13 protein-coding genes are annotated in these 21102 nt (G+C 39.7%); 4 read left to right on the forward strand and 9 right to left on the reverse strand.

Annotated features, from left to right (window positions below; all coding sequences use genetic code 11):
- Positions 1–614: 614 nt before the first annotated feature.
- The 4 genes from QZ562_RS11435 to QZ562_RS11450 all read right to left on the reverse strand — a co-directional run bounded on the left by QZ562_RS11435 (position 615) and on the right by QZ562_RS11450 (position 4618).
- Positions 615–986, reverse strand: coding sequence for a YajD family HNH nuclease (locus QZ562_RS11435; protein ID WP_293760015.1), 372 nt, complete (start codon positions 984–986; stop codon positions 615–617).
- An 844-nt stretch (positions 987–1830) separates the two neighbouring features.
- Positions 1831–2685 (reverse strand): enoyl-CoA hydratase/isomerase family protein, encoded by an 855-nt coding sequence (locus tag QZ562_RS11440; protein ID WP_293760017.1) that lies wholly within the window; start codon positions 2683–2685, stop codon positions 1831–1833.
- 273 nt (positions 2686–2958) lie between these two features.
- Positions 2959–3834: an amidohydrolase family protein gene (locus QZ562_RS11445; protein WP_293760019.1), complete on the reverse strand. Its 876-nt coding sequence runs from the start codon at positions 3832–3834 to the stop codon at positions 2959–2961.
- 13 nt (positions 3835–3847) lie between these two features.
- Positions 3848–4618 carry an SDR family oxidoreductase gene (locus QZ562_RS11450; RefSeq protein ID WP_293760021.1) on the reverse strand — a complete coding sequence of 257 codons (771 nt, stop codon included), beginning with the start codon at positions 4616–4618 and terminating at the stop codon, positions 3848–3850.
- A gap of 314 nt (positions 4619–4932) precedes the next feature.
- Between QZ562_RS11450 and QZ562_RS11455 the strand changes: the two genes are divergently transcribed.
- From QZ562_RS11455 to QZ562_RS11465, 3 genes are read left to right on the forward strand one after another with little or no spacing between them, the layout of a single operon-like run.
- Positions 4933–6630 (forward strand): autotransporter assembly complex family protein, encoded by a 1698-nt coding sequence (locus QZ562_RS11455; RefSeq protein ID WP_293760037.1) that lies wholly within the window; start codon positions 4933–4935, stop codon positions 6628–6630.
- Positions 6627–10508 carry a translocation/assembly module TamB domain-containing protein gene (locus tag QZ562_RS11460; RefSeq protein WP_293760023.1) on the forward strand — a complete coding sequence of 1294 codons (3882 nt, stop codon included), beginning with the start codon at positions 6627–6629 and terminating at the stop codon, positions 10506–10508. Before QZ562_RS11455 ends, QZ562_RS11460 begins: the two co-directional genes overlap by 4 nt.
- 35 nt (positions 10509–10543) lie before the next feature.
- Positions 10544–11479: an AEC family transporter gene (locus QZ562_RS11465; RefSeq protein ID WP_293760039.1), complete on the forward strand. Its 936-nt coding sequence runs from the start codon at positions 10544–10546 to the stop codon at positions 11477–11479.
- A gap of 2 nt (positions 11480–11481) precedes the next feature.
- On the opposite strand, the gene QZ562_RS11470 is transcribed toward QZ562_RS11465, so the two are convergent.
- The gene (locus QZ562_RS11470) at positions 11482–11934 is read right to left on the reverse strand and encodes a DUF2721 domain-containing protein (protein WP_293760025.1); all 453 of its coding nucleotides are present in this window, start codon (positions 11932–11934) and stop codon (positions 11482–11484) included.
- An 18-nt stretch (positions 11935–11952) separates the two neighbouring features.
- Positions 11953–13392, reverse strand: a complete 1440-nt coding sequence (gene rimO, locus QZ562_RS11475) for a 30S ribosomal protein S12 methylthiotransferase RimO (RefSeq protein WP_293760027.1) — start codon at positions 13390–13392, stop codon at positions 11953–11955.
- 160 nt (positions 13393–13552) lie between these two features.
- Between rimO and QZ562_RS11480 the strand changes: the two genes are divergently transcribed.
- Positions 13553–13837 (forward strand): hypothetical protein, encoded by a 285-nt coding sequence (locus QZ562_RS11480; RefSeq protein WP_293760029.1) that lies wholly within the window; start codon positions 13553–13555, stop codon positions 13835–13837.
- Positions 13838–14465: 628 nt separating this feature from the next.
- Here QZ562_RS11480 and QZ562_RS11485 read toward each other — a convergent pair.
- From QZ562_RS11485 to QZ562_RS11495, 3 genes are all read right to left on the reverse strand, one after another.
- Positions 14466–15002 (reverse strand): glutathione peroxidase, encoded by a 537-nt coding sequence (locus QZ562_RS11485; protein ID WP_293760031.1) that lies wholly within the window; start codon positions 15000–15002, stop codon positions 14466–14468.
- A gap of 200 nt (positions 15003–15202) precedes the next feature.
- Positions 15203–17650, reverse strand: a complete 2448-nt coding sequence (locus QZ562_RS11490; RefSeq protein WP_293760033.1) for a TonB-dependent receptor — start codon at positions 17648–17650, stop codon at positions 15203–15205.
- 401 nt (positions 17651–18051) lie between these two features.
- Complete coding sequence (locus QZ562_RS11495; RefSeq protein WP_293760035.1) at positions 18052–20619, reverse strand: TonB-dependent receptor; 2568 nt, start codon at positions 20617–20619, stop codon at positions 18052–18054.
- Positions 20620–21102 lie beyond the last annotated feature (483 nt).

The following is a 21102-nucleotide window of genomic DNA, read 5'->3' on the forward strand; positions in this document are numbered from 1 at the left end:
AACGGTTAGATACTAAATGGTTAGCGCGGGCATACTATCAGTTTTTGTAAATTTGTTTTGAAAGAATAATAAAAGTTACTCGAAGTTCGATTGTGAAGCTGTAAATGAAGAATTATGGTGTAGTGTTTGAGCGTTTTTTGAGCATTACCCGAGAATTGTATGAACCACAATAAAGCTAGAGATTCCCTGAAAAAACAGGTGTTAAAAACTTAAAAGAAGGGCGTACACAACTTTCATCAATTTTAATCTCGCACCGAAATAATAAACATGTATAGCTGAAACATTGTGGTCAGTATTGACACCGTTAAAGGTGTTCGAGGGAGAGTATGTTTAACTTCATTACGATTAATCTATAATAATGTGACGGCAAATTACTCAGATTTCACATATACCGCATCAGCAGTTTTGGTAAAGCCATCAGTATTAATCCCAATAAGGCTAGAAGAAATGAAGTATCAATAAAATATGGAAAGAGGATAAGTGCTACGCCAGTATATCGAATAATTAGATTTGCACGTTTTTTGCCATACGCAAAGTAACCTACACCAATTGAGCATAAATACTATGCTCCATAAAAGTAGCGCAGTATCCATAGCGAATTCGACCCAGGAAGCCTATTTTTTTTGCTTCATCCGATCTTTTAGATCTGCAAATGGATTGTAAGTGCTTGTTTTGATTTCTGTATCCTCAGTACTACCGTAGCGCACCAGATTCTCAAACTTAGAATGTTCTTCATCATGGCAATACAAACACAGCAGTTCCCAGTTACTGCCATCGCTGGGATTATTGCCATGATTATGATCGACGTGGTGAACCGTCAACTCTGAAAGATTTTTGTGGAAAAATTCACGGGTGCAACGGCCACAGATCCAAGGATATATTTTAAGGGCTTGTTCACGATAACCCGATGCACGTTTGGCTATATATTCTTGCTGCTCGGCGAACACTTGATCATAACCGCCTGCCCCAGCTTTTTGATTCGACATGTGATTTTCACTTAAAATGACTGACCGTTTATTGATACACCCATAGTAACAGTGGTATGGGTATATACAACATATTGAATTGTTCACTTCGTAAAGTGAACAGATTTAAACTTTTTAAATACTAGAGTTGAAGTTAAAACTCTGACCTCTTTCTTGCATCTATTCAGCTCAAACGTGCGAATTGCAGAAGTTAAGAAGGACTGAGGTGACAGTCAGACTAGAGTCTAAATATAGTCTTTCAACCTCCATCATCTACACTTAGATTGTTTAGGTTATGTGCGGACACTCAGCCTCAGTTATTAAGGTATTGATGAGAAGATTCTATTTCTATCCCAAAAAACCGTTTAAATCTTTGCACCTAGGTTATAGATTGGTGTTTTTGTGCCCGTGTTTTTTCCTGCCCTGTCGGCAATGCTTGTTAAGTCTTATTTCTTTTTGCTGATGTTATTGTCACGCGGTGTCAACTGTTTGGTTGAGGCCAACCCGTGGAGGCCACCCCGGACAAACACATCATGACACATTCATCGTGAATGAAATTAGACAACCATAGGTTGCCCTAAGGGTGAGGCACAAGAGTGTTTCTGATCTAAACGCGTCAGATTAACTCTGGGTTTGAGAACCAGCGCCGCTAGTGATCAACGCAACGGCTTTTTTTACATTCTTTCGGGTAACTCTTGTATGCTCTTTTTTGATTAATAGGGACTCCAATAATTAACAATATTATATTTTATTAAAGTGTCCATTTCAATTAGACCAGAACAGTCACCGAGGTCAAAGTGGATTTAGAAGAATATTCACGATAACTAATCGAAGACTTAAGTTGCTTTGAAAGCTAATATTTCTATCATAAAAAATGCTTCCATAACGGTCGAAGTCCCCAAAGTATCAAAAATACTATCGACTGTAAGTGTTTCTTTTTTCGCCAAAGAAAGCTGAATTGGCCTCTTAAAAAATCAGCGCCTAAAAATCGGTTAGCGAGCTCGATTGACTCGCGTGCATTAACCGCCTGTAACTCTGATAACTTACTACCACCTAAAATTTTGCGGCTGCGGCCATCGGTAATCCATTCTTGGGCAACTTTTTGAGCTTCAGCTTGTAGCTGATCTTTTGGAACCACCCATTGAACTAAACCAGCAGCGAGGGCTTCATCTGCATTTGGTCTCCAGCCTTCATTTTCCAACATACGCTGGGCATTTTTTTCTCCCATAAGCCTTGCAAACTGAATACTAGAACATCCTTCTGGAGTGATGCCTAGAGCAGCAAAAGGTGTTGAATAAGTAGATGTACTTGCAGCAATAATAGCATCGCATAACGTAGCTGACGTCACACTGGCACCAATGGCTGGACCATTAATTGCTACTAATATAGGTTTGGGAAATGTCAAAAACCGATCAAACAAGTTCTCATTATGCTCAACAATCAATCTATGCAGCTTTTTGGGTGCCATTAGTTTTAAAGTACCACCTAGATTCACCCCTGCTGAATAATATTCTCCTGCTCCAGTGAAAATAACAGCTTTAGTTTGTTCATCTTTGGCGGCATTTTTAAACGCCATTGCAAAGGCATCCATCATGTCAGTTGTCCAGCCATTTAACTTCTTTGGCTTGTTCATCATGATAGTTACTACACCGGCTTTAAAAGAGCTTTGTATGTGGGCAGAAGAATTGTCGCAAAGTTTTAAATAATTCAAATGAGGCACTCTATTCAATCTGGTCGGACGATTATCACCGAGTTTTACGTATATGACTAGCGCCCGATTAAACCCATTGTAATTTCAGCTCACAGGCAGTATTAATTTTTCATGTCAGGTGTTCAATTATCAACAGAAATTTGTTATTTCATTCATAAGAAACATCCATACATGCACATTCACGTCTATATCCACAATAACTGATTACAATGTGTAATAAATAATTCCAGAGTGATAATTTAACTCTCACTAAACGTCTTAATATCTACTAATATATGTCAATCATGTATTAAACCTATACCAATTTGCAGCATTGCTATAGGTGATTTTTTCAAAAGATTGGGCGCTTAATCCGGGTATTGCGGCGTAAGTGTTCCAGAGGTCTGAGTAAGATATTGAGAACAAACATAGCGGGAAGTTACTGGCTAACATTACTCTATTATCCCCCAGTGTGGCTATACTGTGATGTATCAACATGGCTATCTGCTGGGGTTGCCATGTTCTGTCCAACATTTCCCATCCTGATAATTTAAGTGCGATATTTTCACATTTGGAGAGTTTTTGTAAATTTTTTTTCCAAATATTCTGTTTATTCAAATTATTGGCAGCTGGTGGCCATCCTCCATGATTAATGATGATCCGTAGAGTTTTATGATGGTTAGCCAGAGTGACCAATTCCTGAATAGCTTGACTATCGGTCAGTGAAAGCTGAGCATCAAAGCTTAATTCATAGTCTGATAACAAGGCAAAGTGTTGATGTACTAATGTTGTTCTGAGTATCTGTTCAGCCTGCTCATCCAGAATATGTCGGATACCTGCTATTGATTTATACTGTTTTAACAGGTCAACATGGACACCAAAATTGGTAGCAGTGATATCAGCGAAAGCCACACTTTTAAAAGGCAGAGTGCAGTGTTGCTCTAGCCAGTCTATTTCTCGCCACGGCTGCTGATTATCAAACCCTGCTTCAATGTGCACAAATCCAGATAAGTGATTAGGCTGCTGAAGCCACAAATCTGCTTCGATAAAACTTTTGTTTATTAGATGTTTATCTGGCCAAAAAGGTGGATTCTGTGGTTTTAGCCAAGCGTAATTTCCTTTTTGCAGATTAAATAAGTGCAAATGTGGGTCGATAATTTTATTGTGTGGGTCAGTCATAGTGTCATAGCCGCTATTGCGCGGTATAACCGCCGTCGATCACCTGTAAACTGCCGGTAATAAATCGAGCGTCGTCAGAGGCTAAAAAATAGGTTAAAGCTGCAACCTCGCTAGCTTGACCAAGACGCCCAATGGGTTGAAGGGCTGCTTCTTCAGCGTGCACTTGGTCAATATTGGCACCAGATATGGCAACATAACGATTAATTGCGTTGTGATACAACGGGGTTTCTATGGTGCCGGGGCAAATAGCATTAGATCTTATTTGATATTTAGCATAATCCAAGGCAGTAGTTTTAGCCATTGAAGCCAGTGCAGCTTTGCTCATGTTATAAGCAAACGAGCTTTGTTTAGCAATAAGCGCTTGGTCAGATGCTATATACAATATTACCCCGCCTTGTTGTGATTTCATCTGTGGCAACACTGCTTTGGTAGCAGTAATTGCCCCTTTTACATTTAACCCAAATATCCGATCAAAATCTTCTTCGCTGGTATCTTCTATGGTTGCAGAGAAATGGATACCTGCGTTTGAAACAAGGCAATCAACCCTGCCGTACTTTAGGACAGATTGTTGAATAGCTTGTCTCACCTCACAAGAGACCGACACATCACATTTAAGCCATTCTATTGATTTTGATTGTGTTAAGTTATCTTTAATATCAAGGTTTATGACGGTGTAGCCCTGAGCACTAAACTTTTCGCATATAGCATCACCTATGCCATGACTACCGCCGGTGACAATACATACGGGGCTATCTGAAGTGGTGGAAGTTATTGGATTAGACATGTGAACTTAATTTCAAGCAAAGACATCTTATTATGTTAATGCAACATCACTGGCTGACCAAGCGTAAATACATATTTTCTGCAATACACTTGTCTAGGCCTATTGTAGAATAGATTATTAATTAATTTGTAATGTTAGTGCTGATGATTTTTCAGATTTCAATCACGTGTCAGAAGCGAGAAGTTTTGTCCTTTTATATTTATTTTTTAAGACTTTTTTTTTCAAGTTCTCTTTTTCAAAGTTCTCTTTTTTCGAGTTCTTTTTTTTTAAGAGCCCTCCTTTTTTTATCTCTATGTCTATTATCTTTGTTGAAGGTGCACGCTACAGAGGTCGACATTAAAGGGATTGAAAATGAACGTGTGTTAAATAATGTTATGGCGCATATTCACACCTTGGATATCCCTACTGCTAGTTATCAATTTGGGCACTATCAAGAAAGTCTGCAATCAAAAGTGGATGCGGCAACACAGGTGTTTGGTTATTACCAAGCAACCACTGTGGTTATAGCTCCTAGTATCAAATCGAGCCATTCAGCAAAAAATAAAAATTGGATTTTACAGATTGAATTAGGACCTATAACGCTTGTTAGGCAACTGTCTATTAAAATTCAAGGACAGGGTGCACAAGACACAGAACTTCAAACACTTATCAGTTCTTTTAAGCTTAAACAGGGCAAACCTCTTGTGCACTCAGTTTATGAAAAAGCTAAAAATGAGCTAAGAAGTTTAGCTTTGTCACGGGGTTACTTTGATTTTGAATTTGAACAAAGCAATATAAAGGTATTTGAGTCGTTAAATGTTGCTGATATTACGCTGCATATGCAAAGCGGTTTACGTTACAAATTTGGAGACTTACGTTTTGGCAAGGATACTCGGTCGCAAAAGTTGGCAAAAAGTTTAACGCCTTTCAAGACGGGCGATTTATATCAAGCTAGCCAGTTGGGTTTACTTAATCAGAGGCTTAAACAAACGCAATACTTTCGTCACGTGACTGTCAGACCCTTAGTGGCTAAATCGGTTAATGCTGTGGTACCTATTGAAGTTATTTTAACCCACAAGCCAAGAGACAATTTTGATGTTGGGGTCGGGGGATCTTCTGATATTGATGGACCTCGATTTACCGGCAAGTGGAAGCGTCCATGGGTAAACGAAAGTGGTCATTCTATTGGGGCTGAAGTGTATACTTCCTCTCCTGAGCAATATGTTGCCGTTGATTATAAAGTACCTTTGAAAGACGCAATTCAAAATTATTTGAGTTATCAGGCGGGGTATCAGGCACAAAATGATAATGATACCAGTAGTCATAAGTGGTCTTTGTCCGCTACTCGGCATTGGACAGTCGAGAATTCAGACTGGCAACGCTCGGCTTTTCTTAGGCTTGAACAAGAAACATTTATCCAAGGATTAGAGCCAGAACAAACAACCCGCTTGCTGACACCAGGTTTTACTTTGAACCGGTTACGCAGTAATGGCGGTTTAGATATCAGTTGGGGTGATAAACAAACCATCACTAGCGAATTTTCTTCAGATTCGCTGTTGTCAGATATCAATATGTTTCGGATAACAGCAGCATCGAAGTGGGTCAGAAGTTACGATGAACATCGTTTTTCATGGCGCGCTGAGCTTGGCGGTATCGTCACTAATGATTTTGACCAGGTGCCCTCAAGTTTGCGTTTTTTTACGGGGGGTGACCAAAGCGTACGTGGCTTTGATTACAAAACCTTATCACCATTTGAACTCGACTCTGATGGCAAGCCCGAACTTACAGGTGGGCAATACTTGGCTGTAGCGAGTTTTGAATATTCTTACCCTGTTGCCGAAAATTGGCGTGCTGCTGCTTTTGTTGATGCAGGTAATGCCACAGAAGAGTTATTTAAAGATCCGGCTATCGGTATCGGATTTGGAGCCATCTGGAACTCACCAATTGGACCGGTTCGATTGTATCTCGCCAAGGGCAAGAGTGATTTTGGTGAAACACGTTATTTCCATATTTCCATGGGGCCTTCTTTATGAGCTCTGTATCAAATGAACAAAAACCTGCCAAAAAACAACAAAAAAAATCAAGCTTAAACCGTAAAATCATCACCGGCATACTCAAGTCATCTCTGGTGATAACGATTGTTATAGGTCTTTTAATAGCATTTGTACTCACACCTTGGGGCACAAAAACAATTATTAACACGTCAAGTAGTCTAGTTGATGAGTTGACTATCGATTATCGCAGCGGGGGGGTAGGGTCTGAGTTGCATTTGTCTTCGGTAAAATGGAAACAACTGACTAGCAAAGTCGAGATTGACAACTTGCGACTATCCATTAAGTTGTCATGTGTATTGAAGCTTGCCCTGTGTATTGACTCAATGAGTACAGATAAAATAGTTGTTCAAATACAACCAACAGACCCCTCGACTAATGCCGAACCAGCTTTATCTGCCATTAGCTTACCTTTTCATGTTTATATCGACAATATTAACTTAAATACGTTTTCTCTCGAGGTAAAAGATACGGCAAGCATATCGTGGCAGAAACTAACGAGTAAATTAGACTTTTATCAGCGTCTTCGTATAGAAAAAATGCAGTTGGATGGATTTAATCTAACAACCTTTGCTACAGATACATCACAAGTCGCTACTCAGGCTGAGCCCTTTGATTGGACTACATGGCAGTATCAGCCCATTACCCCGCTACCTATTGTATTACCTATACATTTTGATGTGCTGGCATTCAATATGTCTGCTGCTAGTTTGCAATTGGCAGAGCAACAAGAGATAAAACTTCAGAAAATCAGCCTTAAAGTCAAGGGCAGTAAGAAAAAAGTGCAACTAGATGAATTGCTTGTAGAGCATGAACAAGGGCGATTATTAGCGACAGGTAACGTGCAGTTAAATGGTGATTTTGAGCATGTGTTTTCTGTAGACGCCAATGCTAATTGGGTCGAGCAAACCCCATTAAAGCTAACATTACGATCTTCAGGCAATATTCATTCGTTATCTACACAAGTCGAATTAATTGAGACAACTTCATCTACTCAAACACACACTGTTAATTCTCAAGCCAAGCCTTTAAAATTACTAATGGATTTAACGGCCCAAGCTTCCAAAGCAACCTTGCCTGTTACAATGAGATTAGGTTGGAGTTATTTGGAATGGCCTCTAGCAGATCCAGAGTTAACATCCGAATCGGGTTTGATTGACATTAAGGGTGATTTAAACGCACTAAAAATGGCTATTCAGACTATGGTGTCTGGAACCAACATCCCAGATACCAAAATTAATCTCAGTGCTATCGCCGCATCAACCGCACAGGATAAAAATGTTGAACTGAATGAGTTGTTGCTAAAAACCTTAGGTGGGCAAGTACTCAGTAAAGGTAAGCTGACCTTTTCTGAGTATATCGATTGGCAAGGCAGTTTTGCTATTAGCCACCTTGACCCAAGTGTTTTATGGCCTGAACTGGTGGCAGATATCAATGGAGAGGTGCTGACTCAAGCCAATAATAGCCAAGGTATTTGGAAAGCTAAATTAAACAAGTTAGACATTAACGGACAGTGGCAAGGTTATCCCTTAAGCGCGTCAGGAAGTGCTGATTTTCATCAAAATACCGGTTTGCAACTGCGCGCTTTGTCGTTAAAAAATGCAAACAACATCTTATTATTAGATGGTGGCGTGTCTAAGCAACAAGAACTTGATATTAAGTTTATGCTGGATGCCGCAGACCTTTCTAATTCGCTTCCAGAACTGGAAGGCACACTCAATTTAGTTGGCAATCTAAGTGGTAGCACTGAGCAGCCAGAACTAACGTATGAGCTGTTAGGTAATAATTTATTGGTTTCAGAGGTGTTTGTTGAGCAAGCTGTGGGCAACGGTAATATCAAGTGGAACGAGCAAAAACCGGTTGCATTAAATTTAGAACTAACAGGTATTCAAGGAATCAATAACCAAGTTGATAGCGCAAAAATAGTAATAATAGGTGATGCCAGCGATCACCAATTAGATTTAACAACCAGCGGCCAAAGCACCCGTGTTAATTTGAGTCTTCAAGGGCAGCTTAGTCAAACGTCTTGGCATGGTAACTGGCTATCTGGTGACATTGAATCATCTTATGCAAATCTAACGTTACTCGAACCTTTTAAAATTGGGGCCGATTGGGCCAAACAAGAATACTTTATAGCCCCCCATTGTTGGCGTCACACCGAGAATGAGCTTTGTATTAAAAAGGCTGAATTTAAGAAAAATACGTTTGTCTGGGACGTGTCTCTTAAAGAGTTCGATGTACTTTCAGTTGTTAGCCGCTTGATGCCTGGCATACCTTTAATTCAAACTAAAAGTCGCTTAAATATAGATATGACGGGTGACTGGGATATAGAGCATCTACCCAATGCAAATTTAAGTGCCAGTCTCAGTCCAGGTAATTGGGTGTTTAGCGAACAGAGCAACCTTCAACTGTCATTAGACGAGACGTTAGTTGAGGCGCAGATTACCCCAAAAAGCATTTTGGCAAAAATTAATTTATCGGGTAATAAAATTGGCTCTTTGAGTGCCAGTGTAGAGGGACAACTTGGTGTGTATGCCGACCCACTAAACAGACCTATACAAGGTGAGTTAACGATTGAGCGTTTTGACCTAGCTGCGCTTAAGGCGCTAATTCCACAATTAGACGTATTAGACGGGGGGATTAATGGCCAAGCAAAGATTGACGGCACACTTGGTAAACCCTTACTGACCGGTGAATTGAAGCTAGTCAACGGTGCCTTAAAAGATGAATCATTGCCTGTTGCATTAAGTGCCATTGAGCAAAGCATCAGCTTAAAAGGGCAAAGTGCTGATTTTAATGGCAGTTATAAGTTAGGCAAAGGCCTAGGTAAAATAAATGGTGATATTGCATGGTTGCCAATACTTAAAGGTCGTTTACAGATATCAGGCGAAGAATTGGAATTTGATTATCAAAGTATGATCAAGGCTAAGGTCAGCCCAAATATTAATCTTGTTTTTGAACCCGATAATCTAGAGATCAACGGTGAAGTCACGATCCCCTATGCACGGGTTAAAGTGCGTGAATTACCCAAAGGCTCAATCTCGCCATCTAGGGATGTGATTTTGGTAGAAAAACAGGCTGAATTAAACGCATCCCAACAAAATCTGTCACTCAATGTATTATTAAAAGTCGACCCGTTACTTAGTAACGAAGTAAAATTAGATGCGTTTGGCTTAACAACTGATTTGCAAGGTGAGCTACGATTACAAAACAATAAAAGTGAAATATTTGGTAGTGGTGAAGTGCAATCGGTGAATGGACGTTATCGGGCTTATGGTCAAAATTTGATAATTCGTGAAGGAGATATTTTATTTACTAGCGCCTTAGACCGCCCATTTTTGAATATTGAAGCCATACGAGATCCTGATCTAACCTCTAATAGTGTGATAGCTGGACTCAGAGTAGAAGGCGCTGCGCAAAACCCAACAATTAGCGTTTTTTCTGAACCTGATATGGAGCAACAACAAATTTTATCCTACATGTTAACTGGGCAAGGTATGGGCCAGTCTAATGGTGACAGCCAAGACACTATTCTTACCAATGCTTTACTGTCTTTGGGATTGGGGCAAAGCGAAAACCTAATTAGTAAAGTAGGTAATAAATTGGGTTTTGAAGACGTGAATTTAGATACGTTGGGCCAAGGTGAAGGTACTCAGTTATCGTTAAGCGGTACTATCGCTCCTGGTGTTCAGTTGCGTTATGGTGTAGGGGTATTTGGTTCTATTTCAGAGGTCGCCATTCGCTACGAATTAAATCCGAGATTATATATTGAGGCAGTAAGTGGGGTCAGTAATGCCATTGATATTTATTATCAATTTAGTATTGAAGGTAATCAAAACAAGCAATTCAAAGATGATTAATCTGCCTTTATCTATCGGCTACTGGAGTAAATTTTATCTTTGACTCTTTAACCTATGCTTTGGACGTCACATTACCTATTAGCCTAATCATTGGCCTAGGTATTTTATTAAAAAGAAAAGGCTGGATAACTGACGAGTTTGCTAAAACAGGATCAGAATTAGTATTTAATCTCACGTTACCTTGTTTATTGTTTGTGAATATCGCAACCACAAATCTAACACTACATTTTCCTACTTTATTGATTGTTTTTGCAGGTTGTGTGATGACGTGTGCTTTTATTATTTTCCATTTAGTGGCGTACGGTATTGTTGATAAACATGCTCGAGGAGCGTTTGTGCAGGGCGCCTGTCGAGGAAATATGGCTATTATAGGTTTAGCATTATCCGTGAATGCCTTTGGAAATTCAGCCTTGGCTATCGCTTCGATGTATTTAGCTGTACTTGTGATACCGTTAAATATCTTTTCTATCTTGACCTTATATTATCATCAAGAAACAACACCCAGCGTTAAAGAGGTGGCACGCAGCGTGTTTACTAACCCTTTAGCGATTGCTATTTTGCTGGCGATTATAGTGGCCTTGTTACCTATTCAAGTGCCCAAACTGGTGATAGACACGGGTAACTATCTCGCCCGTATGACTCTGCCCTTGGCTTTATTATGTGTTGGTGCGACTATTCGTTTACATGAGTTTCGTTCTTCAAGTATTTTGTATTGGGCCATAAGCAGTAAAATTATTTTTATCCCCGTTGTCGCTTCAGCTTTGGGCTTTTATTTTGGGTTAAGAGGCGTGGAACTTGGGGTACTCTTTATGATGACGGCTGCACCTACAGCTGCAGCTGCGTATCCAATGGTTAGAAGCATTGGCGGCGATTACCATTTAACAGCCGCAATTATTGCTGGTAGCACTCTTATGTCTATTGTTAGTTCAACACTAGGATTATTCTTATTACGTGAATTACAGTGGGTATAGGCTTAGTCGTCGAATATCTTTTCTTTACCCATCTGTAAAGTTGTTGTGGCTAGTTGTACTTCTTTTAAAAAAGTCAGAAGAGCAAAAATCAACAAAAACAGCGCAACAACAAACAGTGTCACTATTAATTTACTCAAATCAAACAGTAATAAATCACCCAAAAACAAAAATACCACGACAGCGCACACAAACAAGGCTGAGGCAGTACACAGACCAATTGAGCGATTAATCAATTTTATCCTGCGCCATAAGTTTTTTAATTCGTTTTCTGATTGTTCTAAAAAATCAGGATTCTTAATTGTGTAAACACGGCGTTCCATAATACGTGCCCTATCAACGATCCGCCCCAAACGTCCCGACATAACATTTAAAAAGCCTGCTATGCCAGTCAACATAAAGACAGGTGCCACCACGATTTGGATAACTTGGGCAAGGTCGGTAACAGATGTTGACATAATTATATCCTTTTATGTTTATTTAGCAGTTTCAATTTCGTCTTCTTCGTCTTCATCATCATCCACTTTTACCGCCCACAAATCGTATTCGTTGCTATGAATGATTTGTGCCCAAATAATATCGCCTGGTTCTACATCAAATTCGTCAGTTAGGTGAACGTTGCCATCAATTTCAGGTGCATCCGCATAACATCTTCCAACAGCGCCTTCTGGTGTCACTTCGTCAATAATAACCTGATATTCCAAACCAATTTTGGCTTGTAACTTAGCCGTACTAATATCGGATTGTTTTTCCATGAAGCGATTATAACGTTGTTGCTTGAGATCTTCGCTTACCGGATCAGGTAAAGCATTGGCTTTTGCGCCCTCAACATCTGAATATTTAAAACAACCTACACGGTCAAGTTGCGCTTCATCTAAAAAGTCTAATAACATTTGAAAGTCTTCTTCGGTTTCACCAGGGAAACCAACGATAAAGGTTGAGCGAATAACGATATTTGGACAGACCTCACGCCATGCTTTGATGCGTTCCATAGTTCGCTCGGCAGCGGCGGGTCGTTTCATCAGTTTTAAAATACGTGGACTGGCATGTTGGAAAGGAATATCTAAATAAGGCAAAATTTTACCTTCAGCCATCAGAGGCATAATTTTGTCTACAGAAGGGTAGGGATAGACGTAATGCAAACGCACCCAAATACCCATTTCACCCAGTTTTTCGCAAAGTGATTTCATATCCGTTTTGACCGGCATGCCATCCCAAAAGTCTGTTTTATTTTTAACATCCACGCCATAAGCACTGGTGTCTTGAGATATCACCAACAACTCTTTTACCCCTGCATTTTTCAAACGTTTTGCTTCGTCTAAAATGCTACCAATAGGGCGACTAACCAAATCACCGCGCATTGAAGGAATAATACAAAAGGTGCATTTATGATTGCAGCCTTCGGATATTTTTAAATAAGCATAATGGCGAGGAGTGAGTTTTACGCCAATATCCGGAACTAAGTTTAAAAAAGGATTATGTTCAGGCGGAGGCAAATGTTGGTGTACTTGATTGACTACTTCCTCATAGGCATGAGGGCCAGTAATCGCTAAAACATTAGGATGTATTTCACGTATTTCATCTTCTTTAATACCCAAACAACCCGTTACTATCACTTTGCCATTTTCGGCTAAGGCTTCACCAATGGTATCTAATGATTCTTGTACCGCTGAATCAATAAATCCGCAGGTATTTACAATCACTAAATCTGAGTCGTTATAAGTGGGGACTACGTCATAACCCTCAGTACGTAACTGAGTCAAAATGCGTTCTGAGTCAACTAAATTTTTAGGGCAGCCTAAGCTTACAAAGCCGATACGTGTGCCGCTGGCGACTTGTAAAGGTGTGTCTTCAAGGATTTTGACTGGCGTTTCTAGTGTTGTGGTTCTATTAGGTGTAAAGGTTTCAACTGTCATGGCAATATCTTAAACAAACGTGATTAAATATATTATACGTTAAGTGGTCGCTCTACGTCACAGGCAATAATATTTTTATCTAAACCAAACTTAAAAATTTACTTCTTACTTGCTTTAACCGTTATCATAATTCAACGTAAATCAATTCATGGGATCAAATATGAACTTAGATAAGTCGCAAAAACGCATCAACAAGCGGGTTAAACGTGGATTCCATGGTTATCCAATGATCAGTATTCAATATTTTGGCCCCACTGAGGTATTAGCAACAAAAGTAGAAGTTGGATTTATTGAGCAAGAAAATGCTGAGCCTATGCTGGAAACGTTCAACAGTGAAACTGACATTCGTCAGGATGAGACCGTTCAAACCACCATTATTAAGATCATAGACAGAGTGGATGCTAAGACAGTGACCTTGGACGATAAGGTGAAACAACTAAGTTAAGGTTAATTTGTCATTTTCTGGACCGGCTATCGGTCAGTTATTAGACAAGGAGAGGGTTTCTCTCTTTATCTAGAAATACTGAGGAAAATATATGCAGAACGGTGAGCAGCTGCCCTTTCAAAAAAATTCTATGGTTTCTATTTTCGATACGCCTATGGGGTATTGGTATGTACGTATCGACACTAGATAAGTTTGTCAATCATGTTAATAGCAGCAAGATGTTTTGATGTTTTTGAAGGTGTAAATGAATATGTTGTTTATTTGTTTGGGATTTTAAAACTGCTGTTAGTGTTATTTTTTTAGTTGGCATTAAAAAACAAATGATTTACGGATTAGTATTTTTGTTACACGGTGCACCAGCTTTATCGCCATTTACGAAATATAACAATGTATTTAATAACCTACTATTTTTTGGCTGCACGTCCGATATTGGCAATATTTTTTACCTTGTTATTGCATTATGTATAGCTAGCAGCTGGGCCAGTGATTTTGTTGTACGCTGAGGTCGGGTGACCTGTAAAATGAACGAACACTGATGTGCTCGCTCGAAACTCCATAACTAATAGCAAAATCGATACAGTTGAGAGTGTTTTTTTACCAAAATAAGCTCTTAAAATTTTCTAAGGCTTTATAACTGCAACGCTTTTTCAATATCACCTACTAATGCTAAATTTGAAGGTTTTACTGACGAAGCATAAGCATTAACAACATTGCCATTTTTATCCATCAGATACTTAAAAAAGTTCCATTTAGGCGCCTGGCCTGTTCTATTCGCTAACATTCGATATAGAGGGTCGACATCTTCACCCTTTACCGACATCGCTTCAAACATGGGAAACTTAACACCATAAGTTAGTCGGCATATTTGTCCTGTTTTGACCTCGCTTTTGTCTTCTTGATTAAAATCATGCGAAGGAAAACCAAGTACTACAAAACCTTTATCTTGGTATTTAGTATACAAAGCCTCGAGTCCCTCAAATTGAGGCGTAAAACCACAATAGCTTGCCGTATTCACAAATAAAATCGTTTTACCTTGATAGGCCTCGCACATATTTACCGTGTCTTGAGAGTTAAGTTTACGTTTTACAAATTTAAGTAAGTCTGGACATTCAGAAGCATTGACGCTGACTGACGTGGTTAAAAACAGTGCAACAATGACAAGCATCTTAATATTAATAAGTAATTTGATGATTTTGAACCTTATTTAAATACACCTGTGAATAGTGTAGGTGTCGTTTGGGTATATGAGTTAAAGGAGTATATTAGCAATTGATAGTTGCTGAAGTGCTCTTATGGATCACTTTTACTTATTGTCCAGACAATAAAAAGCCGGCATATGCCGGCTTAAATTGTGATGTTTACTGTTTAGTAAAACTCATACGATACGTTAACACCAAAGGTGCGTGGTGGATTAGGATACACAGAAAAGCTTCCTGTTTGTGTTGGAGGTGGGAAAGATGATAAGAAATATTCGTCATTAGTGATATTACGTACGTAAAGTTGTAGCATCACGCCGTTTTCGAAGTTCAGACCGGCACTTGCGTTAAAGGTACTGACCTCACGAGTAAGAGATTCTGGAACATTCGACACAAGTGCAACCTCGCTTTCGTAGATGTAATCGGTGCGCACATAACCGTGCATACCGTTTTCCAACTCGTAGTTGTAAACAATACCTGCGGTGATACTTTGTTCGTGAATACCAGCAGGCTTAGTACCTGATAGATCAATCTGTCCGCCACCTACAGCTGATGCACCTACGAATGAATCGTATACTGGATCAAGGAAAGTACCTGCTAAGGTCAAGGTCCACTGATCAGAAGGACGATAAACAGAATCAAACTCAATCCCTTTGGTAGTTTGCTCTCCCGCATTGGCTAACACAAAACCGCTACCAATAAAGGTGCTTGACTGAAAGCCTTCAATGGTTTGGTTAAATATGGTCACATTCAGGCCGCCTTTTTTAAAGCGTGTCTTCATACCTAGCTCATATACCGTTGCTAATTCAGGAGAAGCATAGCGGGTGCCATAACTTTGATTTGGCTGAGTGATCCCAGCAGCAATCAATGCAGCCTCATCACTAGGGAAAGGGCGAGAATCACGAGATAAATTCCATGAGGTGGCTTTAAACCCGGTGGCAGCTGTAGCAAAGAAATTAATGTTTTTATTTAAGGTATAGGCCAATCGTACCGAGTAGGTTGTTTTGCTGTCAGTGGTTGAGTTGTCTTCAACTGAATTCGGTAAATCTAGGTTAGGCGGTAAAAACTGCACAGCTTTTAAGCCACTCAGAGGGTGTGGAGCGGGAGGTAATGGCAATGATGAAAATAACGCTTGGTTAAGGGGTTGCGCAATAGTGACTTCTTTTTCATCATGAGTGTACGCGATGCCAAGGGTAGCGGTTAATGCATCCGACATATGGTAATCAAAGTTACCAAATATTGAATAAGCATCGTTATCTTGTTTAAAATGGGTATTAATCAGCGAGCCTGCAGAATAAGAAAAACCGTCAGGCAAACCGATTGCCGCCTCTACACCGCTAAATGTTCCAGGGCCACCAATTAAAAAGTCAATAAAACCTCTGGCATCTTCACCAAAACTTAAGCTATCACTAAACTCAACTTCTTCAGTAAAGAAAAATCCGCCTACCATCCAGTCGAGCGTGCGCTCGCCTGTTGAAGTCAGGCGGAATTCCTGAGTCGTTGTTTCTATGTTGAGATCAGTTGAAAGACTTAAGACATCTGAAGAGTTATAGTCAACATCATGTGGCTCATCAGCGCCGGTAAGCACTTCATTAGTCCGGTAGGCAGTAATAGAGGTGAAGGAAAAATCTTCAAAGTCCACATCAACCTGCACAGACACACCGCCATCTTCTACATCATTGGTTGGGCTAGTATTAAGCGCCGATTGAAAAGCAAAGGGGTCTGCGTCATCCAGCACTATGCCGCCTAACGCTTGAGAAATCGCCGTAGTTGGGCCATTAATAGCAGCCGCTACGGTACAGCAAATCTCATTGATTTCGCTGTAGTCTGCAATAAAACGAACCTTCACATCTTCGGTTGGTTCATACAACATTTGGCCACGCAAGTTCCATCTATCTTTGTCATTGAGGTCCTTGATCCCCTCAACATTACTAATACTCTCGGTAAACCCATCACGTGTGTTAAAGGCACCAGATAAGCTGTACGCTAGGTTATCTGTGATACCGTTTGTGACGTAACCTTTTACCAACTGGTTATTATAGTTACCAATACCGACTTCTACTTTGCCTTCCAAGTCATAAGACGGCTCTAAAGTACGCACACTAATGACACCCGCAGAGGCATTTTTACCAAACAAGGTGCTTTGTGGGCCACTGAGTACTTCAATTTGCGACACTCTTGGTAAATTGCCAATGGCGCCACCAGCGCGAGAGCGGTATACACCATCGATAAAGATACCTACTGATGGTTCAATACCCGTATTGTTTGCTCCGTTACCAAAACCACGCAGAGAAAAGTTAACGTTACTAGAGCGTTCTAATGGTGTAACACGTAGTGTAGGAACCAAAATCTGTAAGTCATTAATATCCGCAAGGTTGGCTTGATCAATAGCTTTGCCAGACACTACCTGAATGGCTACAGGGGTTTCTTGTAATCCTGTTGTACGTTTTGATGCAGTCACGAATATACGTTCGAATTCTTCCTCTGCCTCAACCGCATCAATTTCTTGGGCTTGAAGAGTAGTCGCACTTAAAGCGCCTAATACAGCTGAAACTAGTAGTGTTTTTTGAAATATTTTGTTTGTTTGTGGGAAATTGTGGAAAGTATTTTTATTCATTGATTTCTTCCTCTTATTTGACTTTTTTATTATACAAATGCCAAACAGTGAATTCCCGATCAGCTATGAAGCCAAAACATTCACTCATTAGACCTGTAACTTTGCTAGAGTACTTTAAAAGTAAATCAATTGTTACCATTGTTGTTATTTTGTTAATCAAATGATGTGATTAGATAATATAGCTCTCAGTTATAAATGTGAATTAGGAGTGACGTTTGCGTTAATGAATGTGCGTTAATGAATGTGCGTTAATAAGGGGGCGTTATTTGTTTGCATTGTTATGCCTTGGGATGGGCAGTACATGAAGTCTTGGAGAATGTGTTTTAACGATTCTCTTTTTTATAGACAATAAAAAAGCCGGCATATGCCGGCTTAAGTTTGTCTCACTAAATCAGTATGAATTAAAAACGTTTCTTAACTGTCACACCAAAAGTGGCTGGCTCAGCCATATATGCGTTTAATTTACCGTCCTGAATAGGTGTATTGAAGTTAGTGCGGTTAATATACTCTTCGTCTAGAAGGTTACGGGCCCAAACAACCACGTCCATATCAATATCTTCAAAGTTCATAAAGAGTCTTAAGTTAACAACATTATAACCATCTTGAATAGCATAAGGATCGTTACTGCCGTCTAAGATAATTTCGCTGGTGTGGCTGAAATCACCTTGAATATAACTATAAACACCATCGGCTAATTCGAAGTCTTTTTTCACACTTATCACTGCATAGTTCTTTGGCTCGCCACCAGGTCTGTCACCTGAGCGATTACAGAAAGAGTCGCCTGCATTTTCACGACCTGGATCATCGACCCCGGTATGCCATGTATAGGCAACCCAGCAGTTTCCAGCTAAGAATGTTTTATATTCTGCATCAACAAATGCCCAAGCTAAGTTAACTTCAACTGAATCAATAGGTAACCAAGTTGCTTCAACTTCGAAACCAGAAATTTCATAGTCACCGGCATTTTGTAAATTAAAGCCACCACCTGTAAAGGTGTTAGCCTGAAAGTCTTCAACAGTTGTATAGTGCGCTGCAGCATTGATACGGAAATCATATTCACGGAAGTCTTTCTTAATACCTAATTCAAAAGATTCAGAAGTCTCAGCGTCAAATATTGGATTAAAACCTTCAGCAATACGGTCAGTGTTTGTGCCACCAGATTTGTAGCCAGTACCGTATGATGCATATAACAGCGTGTCACGGTTTGGTTGATAGCTAAGCTTCAATGTACCTGAAACTTGGTCATCTTTGAGGTTCTCTACAATATTTGACCTTGGGCTAGTATTAGCAGTTACAAAAGGGAAGCCCCAGCCAGCAGTTTGAAGTGGCGCTATCGCTTGTAAATCAGCCGACGAAGGTGCGTTCCCAACAGTTAATGCTGCTCCAATATTGGCTAACGCCGCTCCAGCAGCGCCAAAATCTGCATGCACAAGTTGTTGGCCAGTAGGATCTAATTCGCGGTATACAGTGGATAAATCTTTTTCTTCATCGGTGTAACGTATGCCCGTGGTCAAAGTTAATTCGTCAGTGATTTGATAATCGAATTGACCAAAAATAGCATAGCTTGAATGCTCTTGTTGAGCTAAGTGAGTAAAGCTGAATCCGTCACCCGAACCTGCTGCAAGAGGAGCAATAAATCCTCCAGTCAGAGCGCTTATACCATTCAGTCCGTCGAAGATTCCAGCTAAAGGAGACGCTTGAAGTGCTGGAAGCACTGCCACATCAAAGAAACTACCAAATTGAGATTGAGTATCGATATTGTAGACAAGGTCTATTTCCTGTGAGAAATAGTATGCGCCCAAGATATAATTTAACTTATCTCCGGTGTAGTCCAATCTGAACTCTTGAGAAAATGAACTTTGTTCAGCATCGTTTCCTGTGAAAAACAAATCTGCGTCAATAAAATCTGTATCAATTTCATCATATGAATCAAATGCGCGATATGCCGAGATAGATACAAAGGTGTAATTGTCGTCTAAATCCCAGTTTAACTCGGCCGATATTCCCGTGTCTTCCATAGTTGATACAGGCAAGATAGAAAGGGCTACTTCTCTATCATAAAAGTTCTCGCCGCGAAGTATAGTTGCGCCGAAAAGAGGGCTGCCAAGTAACAAATCAGAACCTGGGGCACCGGCAGCACTCAGCTTGTCATTATTTAGCTGCACGGGTGCGCCACAACATATTTCATCGATTTCAGAATAATCAGCAATAATTCTCAAAGACACATCGTCATTAGGTGTGTACAAAGCCTGTAGACGAGCACCCCAACGATTTCTGTCATTGAGTGTATCTTCACCCAAATTTACATCAGTGATGGTGCCATCTCTTGCACTACTGAAAGCAGTTGCGCGAAATGCGAGTACATCTTCAATCGCTGAAAAAGACATGGCTCCTGATAGGTTGACTAAACCATAGTTACCCACTGTTGCTTCAACAAAGCCATCATCACCGTCGTGGCTAGGAGCCACGGTGCTTACTAGGATTGCACCTGATGGCGTGTTTTTACCAAAAAGAGTTCCTTGAGGCCCACGTAAGACTTCTACCGCGGCAACATCTACCAAGTTGTTGATCATTGAGTTTTGACGAGCGCGATAAACACCGTCAACATATAAACCAACAGATGATTCAAGACCAAAGTTTTGTGATGAGGTACCCACGCCACGAATAGAAAAACTAGAGTTGGTAGCACTTTGACTTTGAAATGCACCCAAACCCGGTACGTTTGTTTGTAAATCGTACATATCTTTAATAACGGCTTCGGCCATTTCATCACCGGTAAAAGCAGTGACCGATACGGGCACTTCTTGAAGATTCTGTGCTCTTTTTTGTGCGGTAACTGTAATGGTTTCTAAACGGCCTTGTTGTTCTGTTTCTTGTGCAAATGACACGGGGGCAGAAAGTGCAAGGGATAAAGCAACGATGTTTGAAACCGCAGATGGTCTAAAACGTACAGGTAGAGTTTGTTTCATTGTGTCTTCTCTAATGTGCTAGCGGAGCTAGTCTATTTTTGGATTTATTAAAATAGTGAAAATAAAACTCCGGGCAAAATTAAAGCCAAAAAAGTTTCACTGATCAGACCTGTATTTTATCAAAAATCTTAGTTAAAAGTAAACGTTTGGTTTGCAAATTGTTAATGAAAAATTGTTATTACACATAATATTTTACATATTCATCCAAGTCCCTAGACTAATCGTTGTGCAGAGCGCCTTCAGAGTCCGAAAATAATGCTTTGATGTTCAATTGTTTATCGTGTTTAATTTTTATATTAACTATGTTTCTTTATCGATATAAGTTGAGTAATGGTTAACATTTTAAGTTTTAACTGCTCAAATAATAGCTTATTTAAAGTTTATATTTTTTAAATTAAGGTTAGTAATATAAATTTAATAAATGTAATTTAATTAAAATAATAAATTCAACTAATAGATCTATTAAGAATACTATCAGTTGAT

Source organism: uncultured Paraglaciecola sp. (assembly GCF_913058035.1).
Classification (GTDB): domain Bacteria; phylum Pseudomonadota; class Gammaproteobacteria; order Enterobacterales; family Alteromonadaceae; genus Paraglaciecola.

Coding starts and splice junctions, on each gene's coding strand:
- QZ562_RS11435 (WP_293760015.1), bottom strand. CDS start 986: ATGTCGAATCAAAAAGCTGGGGCAGGCGGTTATGATCAAGTGTTCGCC.
- rimO (WP_293760027.1), bottom strand. CDS start 13,392: ATGACAGTTGAAACCTTTACACCTAATAGAACCACAACACTAGAAACG.
- QZ562_RS11445 (WP_293760019.1), bottom strand. CDS start 3,834: ATGACTGACCCACACAATAAAATTATCGACCCACATTTGCACTTATTT.
- QZ562_RS11495 (WP_293760035.1), bottom strand. CDS start 20,619: ATGAAACAAACTCTACCTGTACGTTTTAGACCATCTGCGGTTTCAAAC.
- QZ562_RS11450 (WP_293760021.1), bottom strand. CDS start 4,618: ATGTCTAATCCAATAACTTCCACCACTTCAGATAGCCCCGTATGTATT.
- QZ562_RS11470 (WP_293760025.1), bottom strand. CDS start 11,934: ATGTCAACATCTGTTACCGACCTTGCCCAAGTTATCCAAATCGTGGTG.
- QZ562_RS11485 (WP_293760031.1), bottom strand. CDS start 15,002: ATGCTTGTCATTGTTGCACTGTTTTTAACCACGTCAGTCAGCGTCAAT.
- QZ562_RS11460 (WP_293760023.1), top strand. CDS start 6,627: ATGAGCTCTGTATCAAATGAACAAAAACCTGCCAAAAAACAACAAAAA.
- QZ562_RS11490 (WP_293760033.1), bottom strand. CDS start 17,650: ATGAATAAAAATACTTTCCACAATTTCCCACAAACAAACAAAATATTT.
- QZ562_RS11480 (WP_293760029.1), top strand. CDS start 13,553: ATGAACTTAGATAAGTCGCAAAAACGCATCAACAAGCGGGTTAAACGT.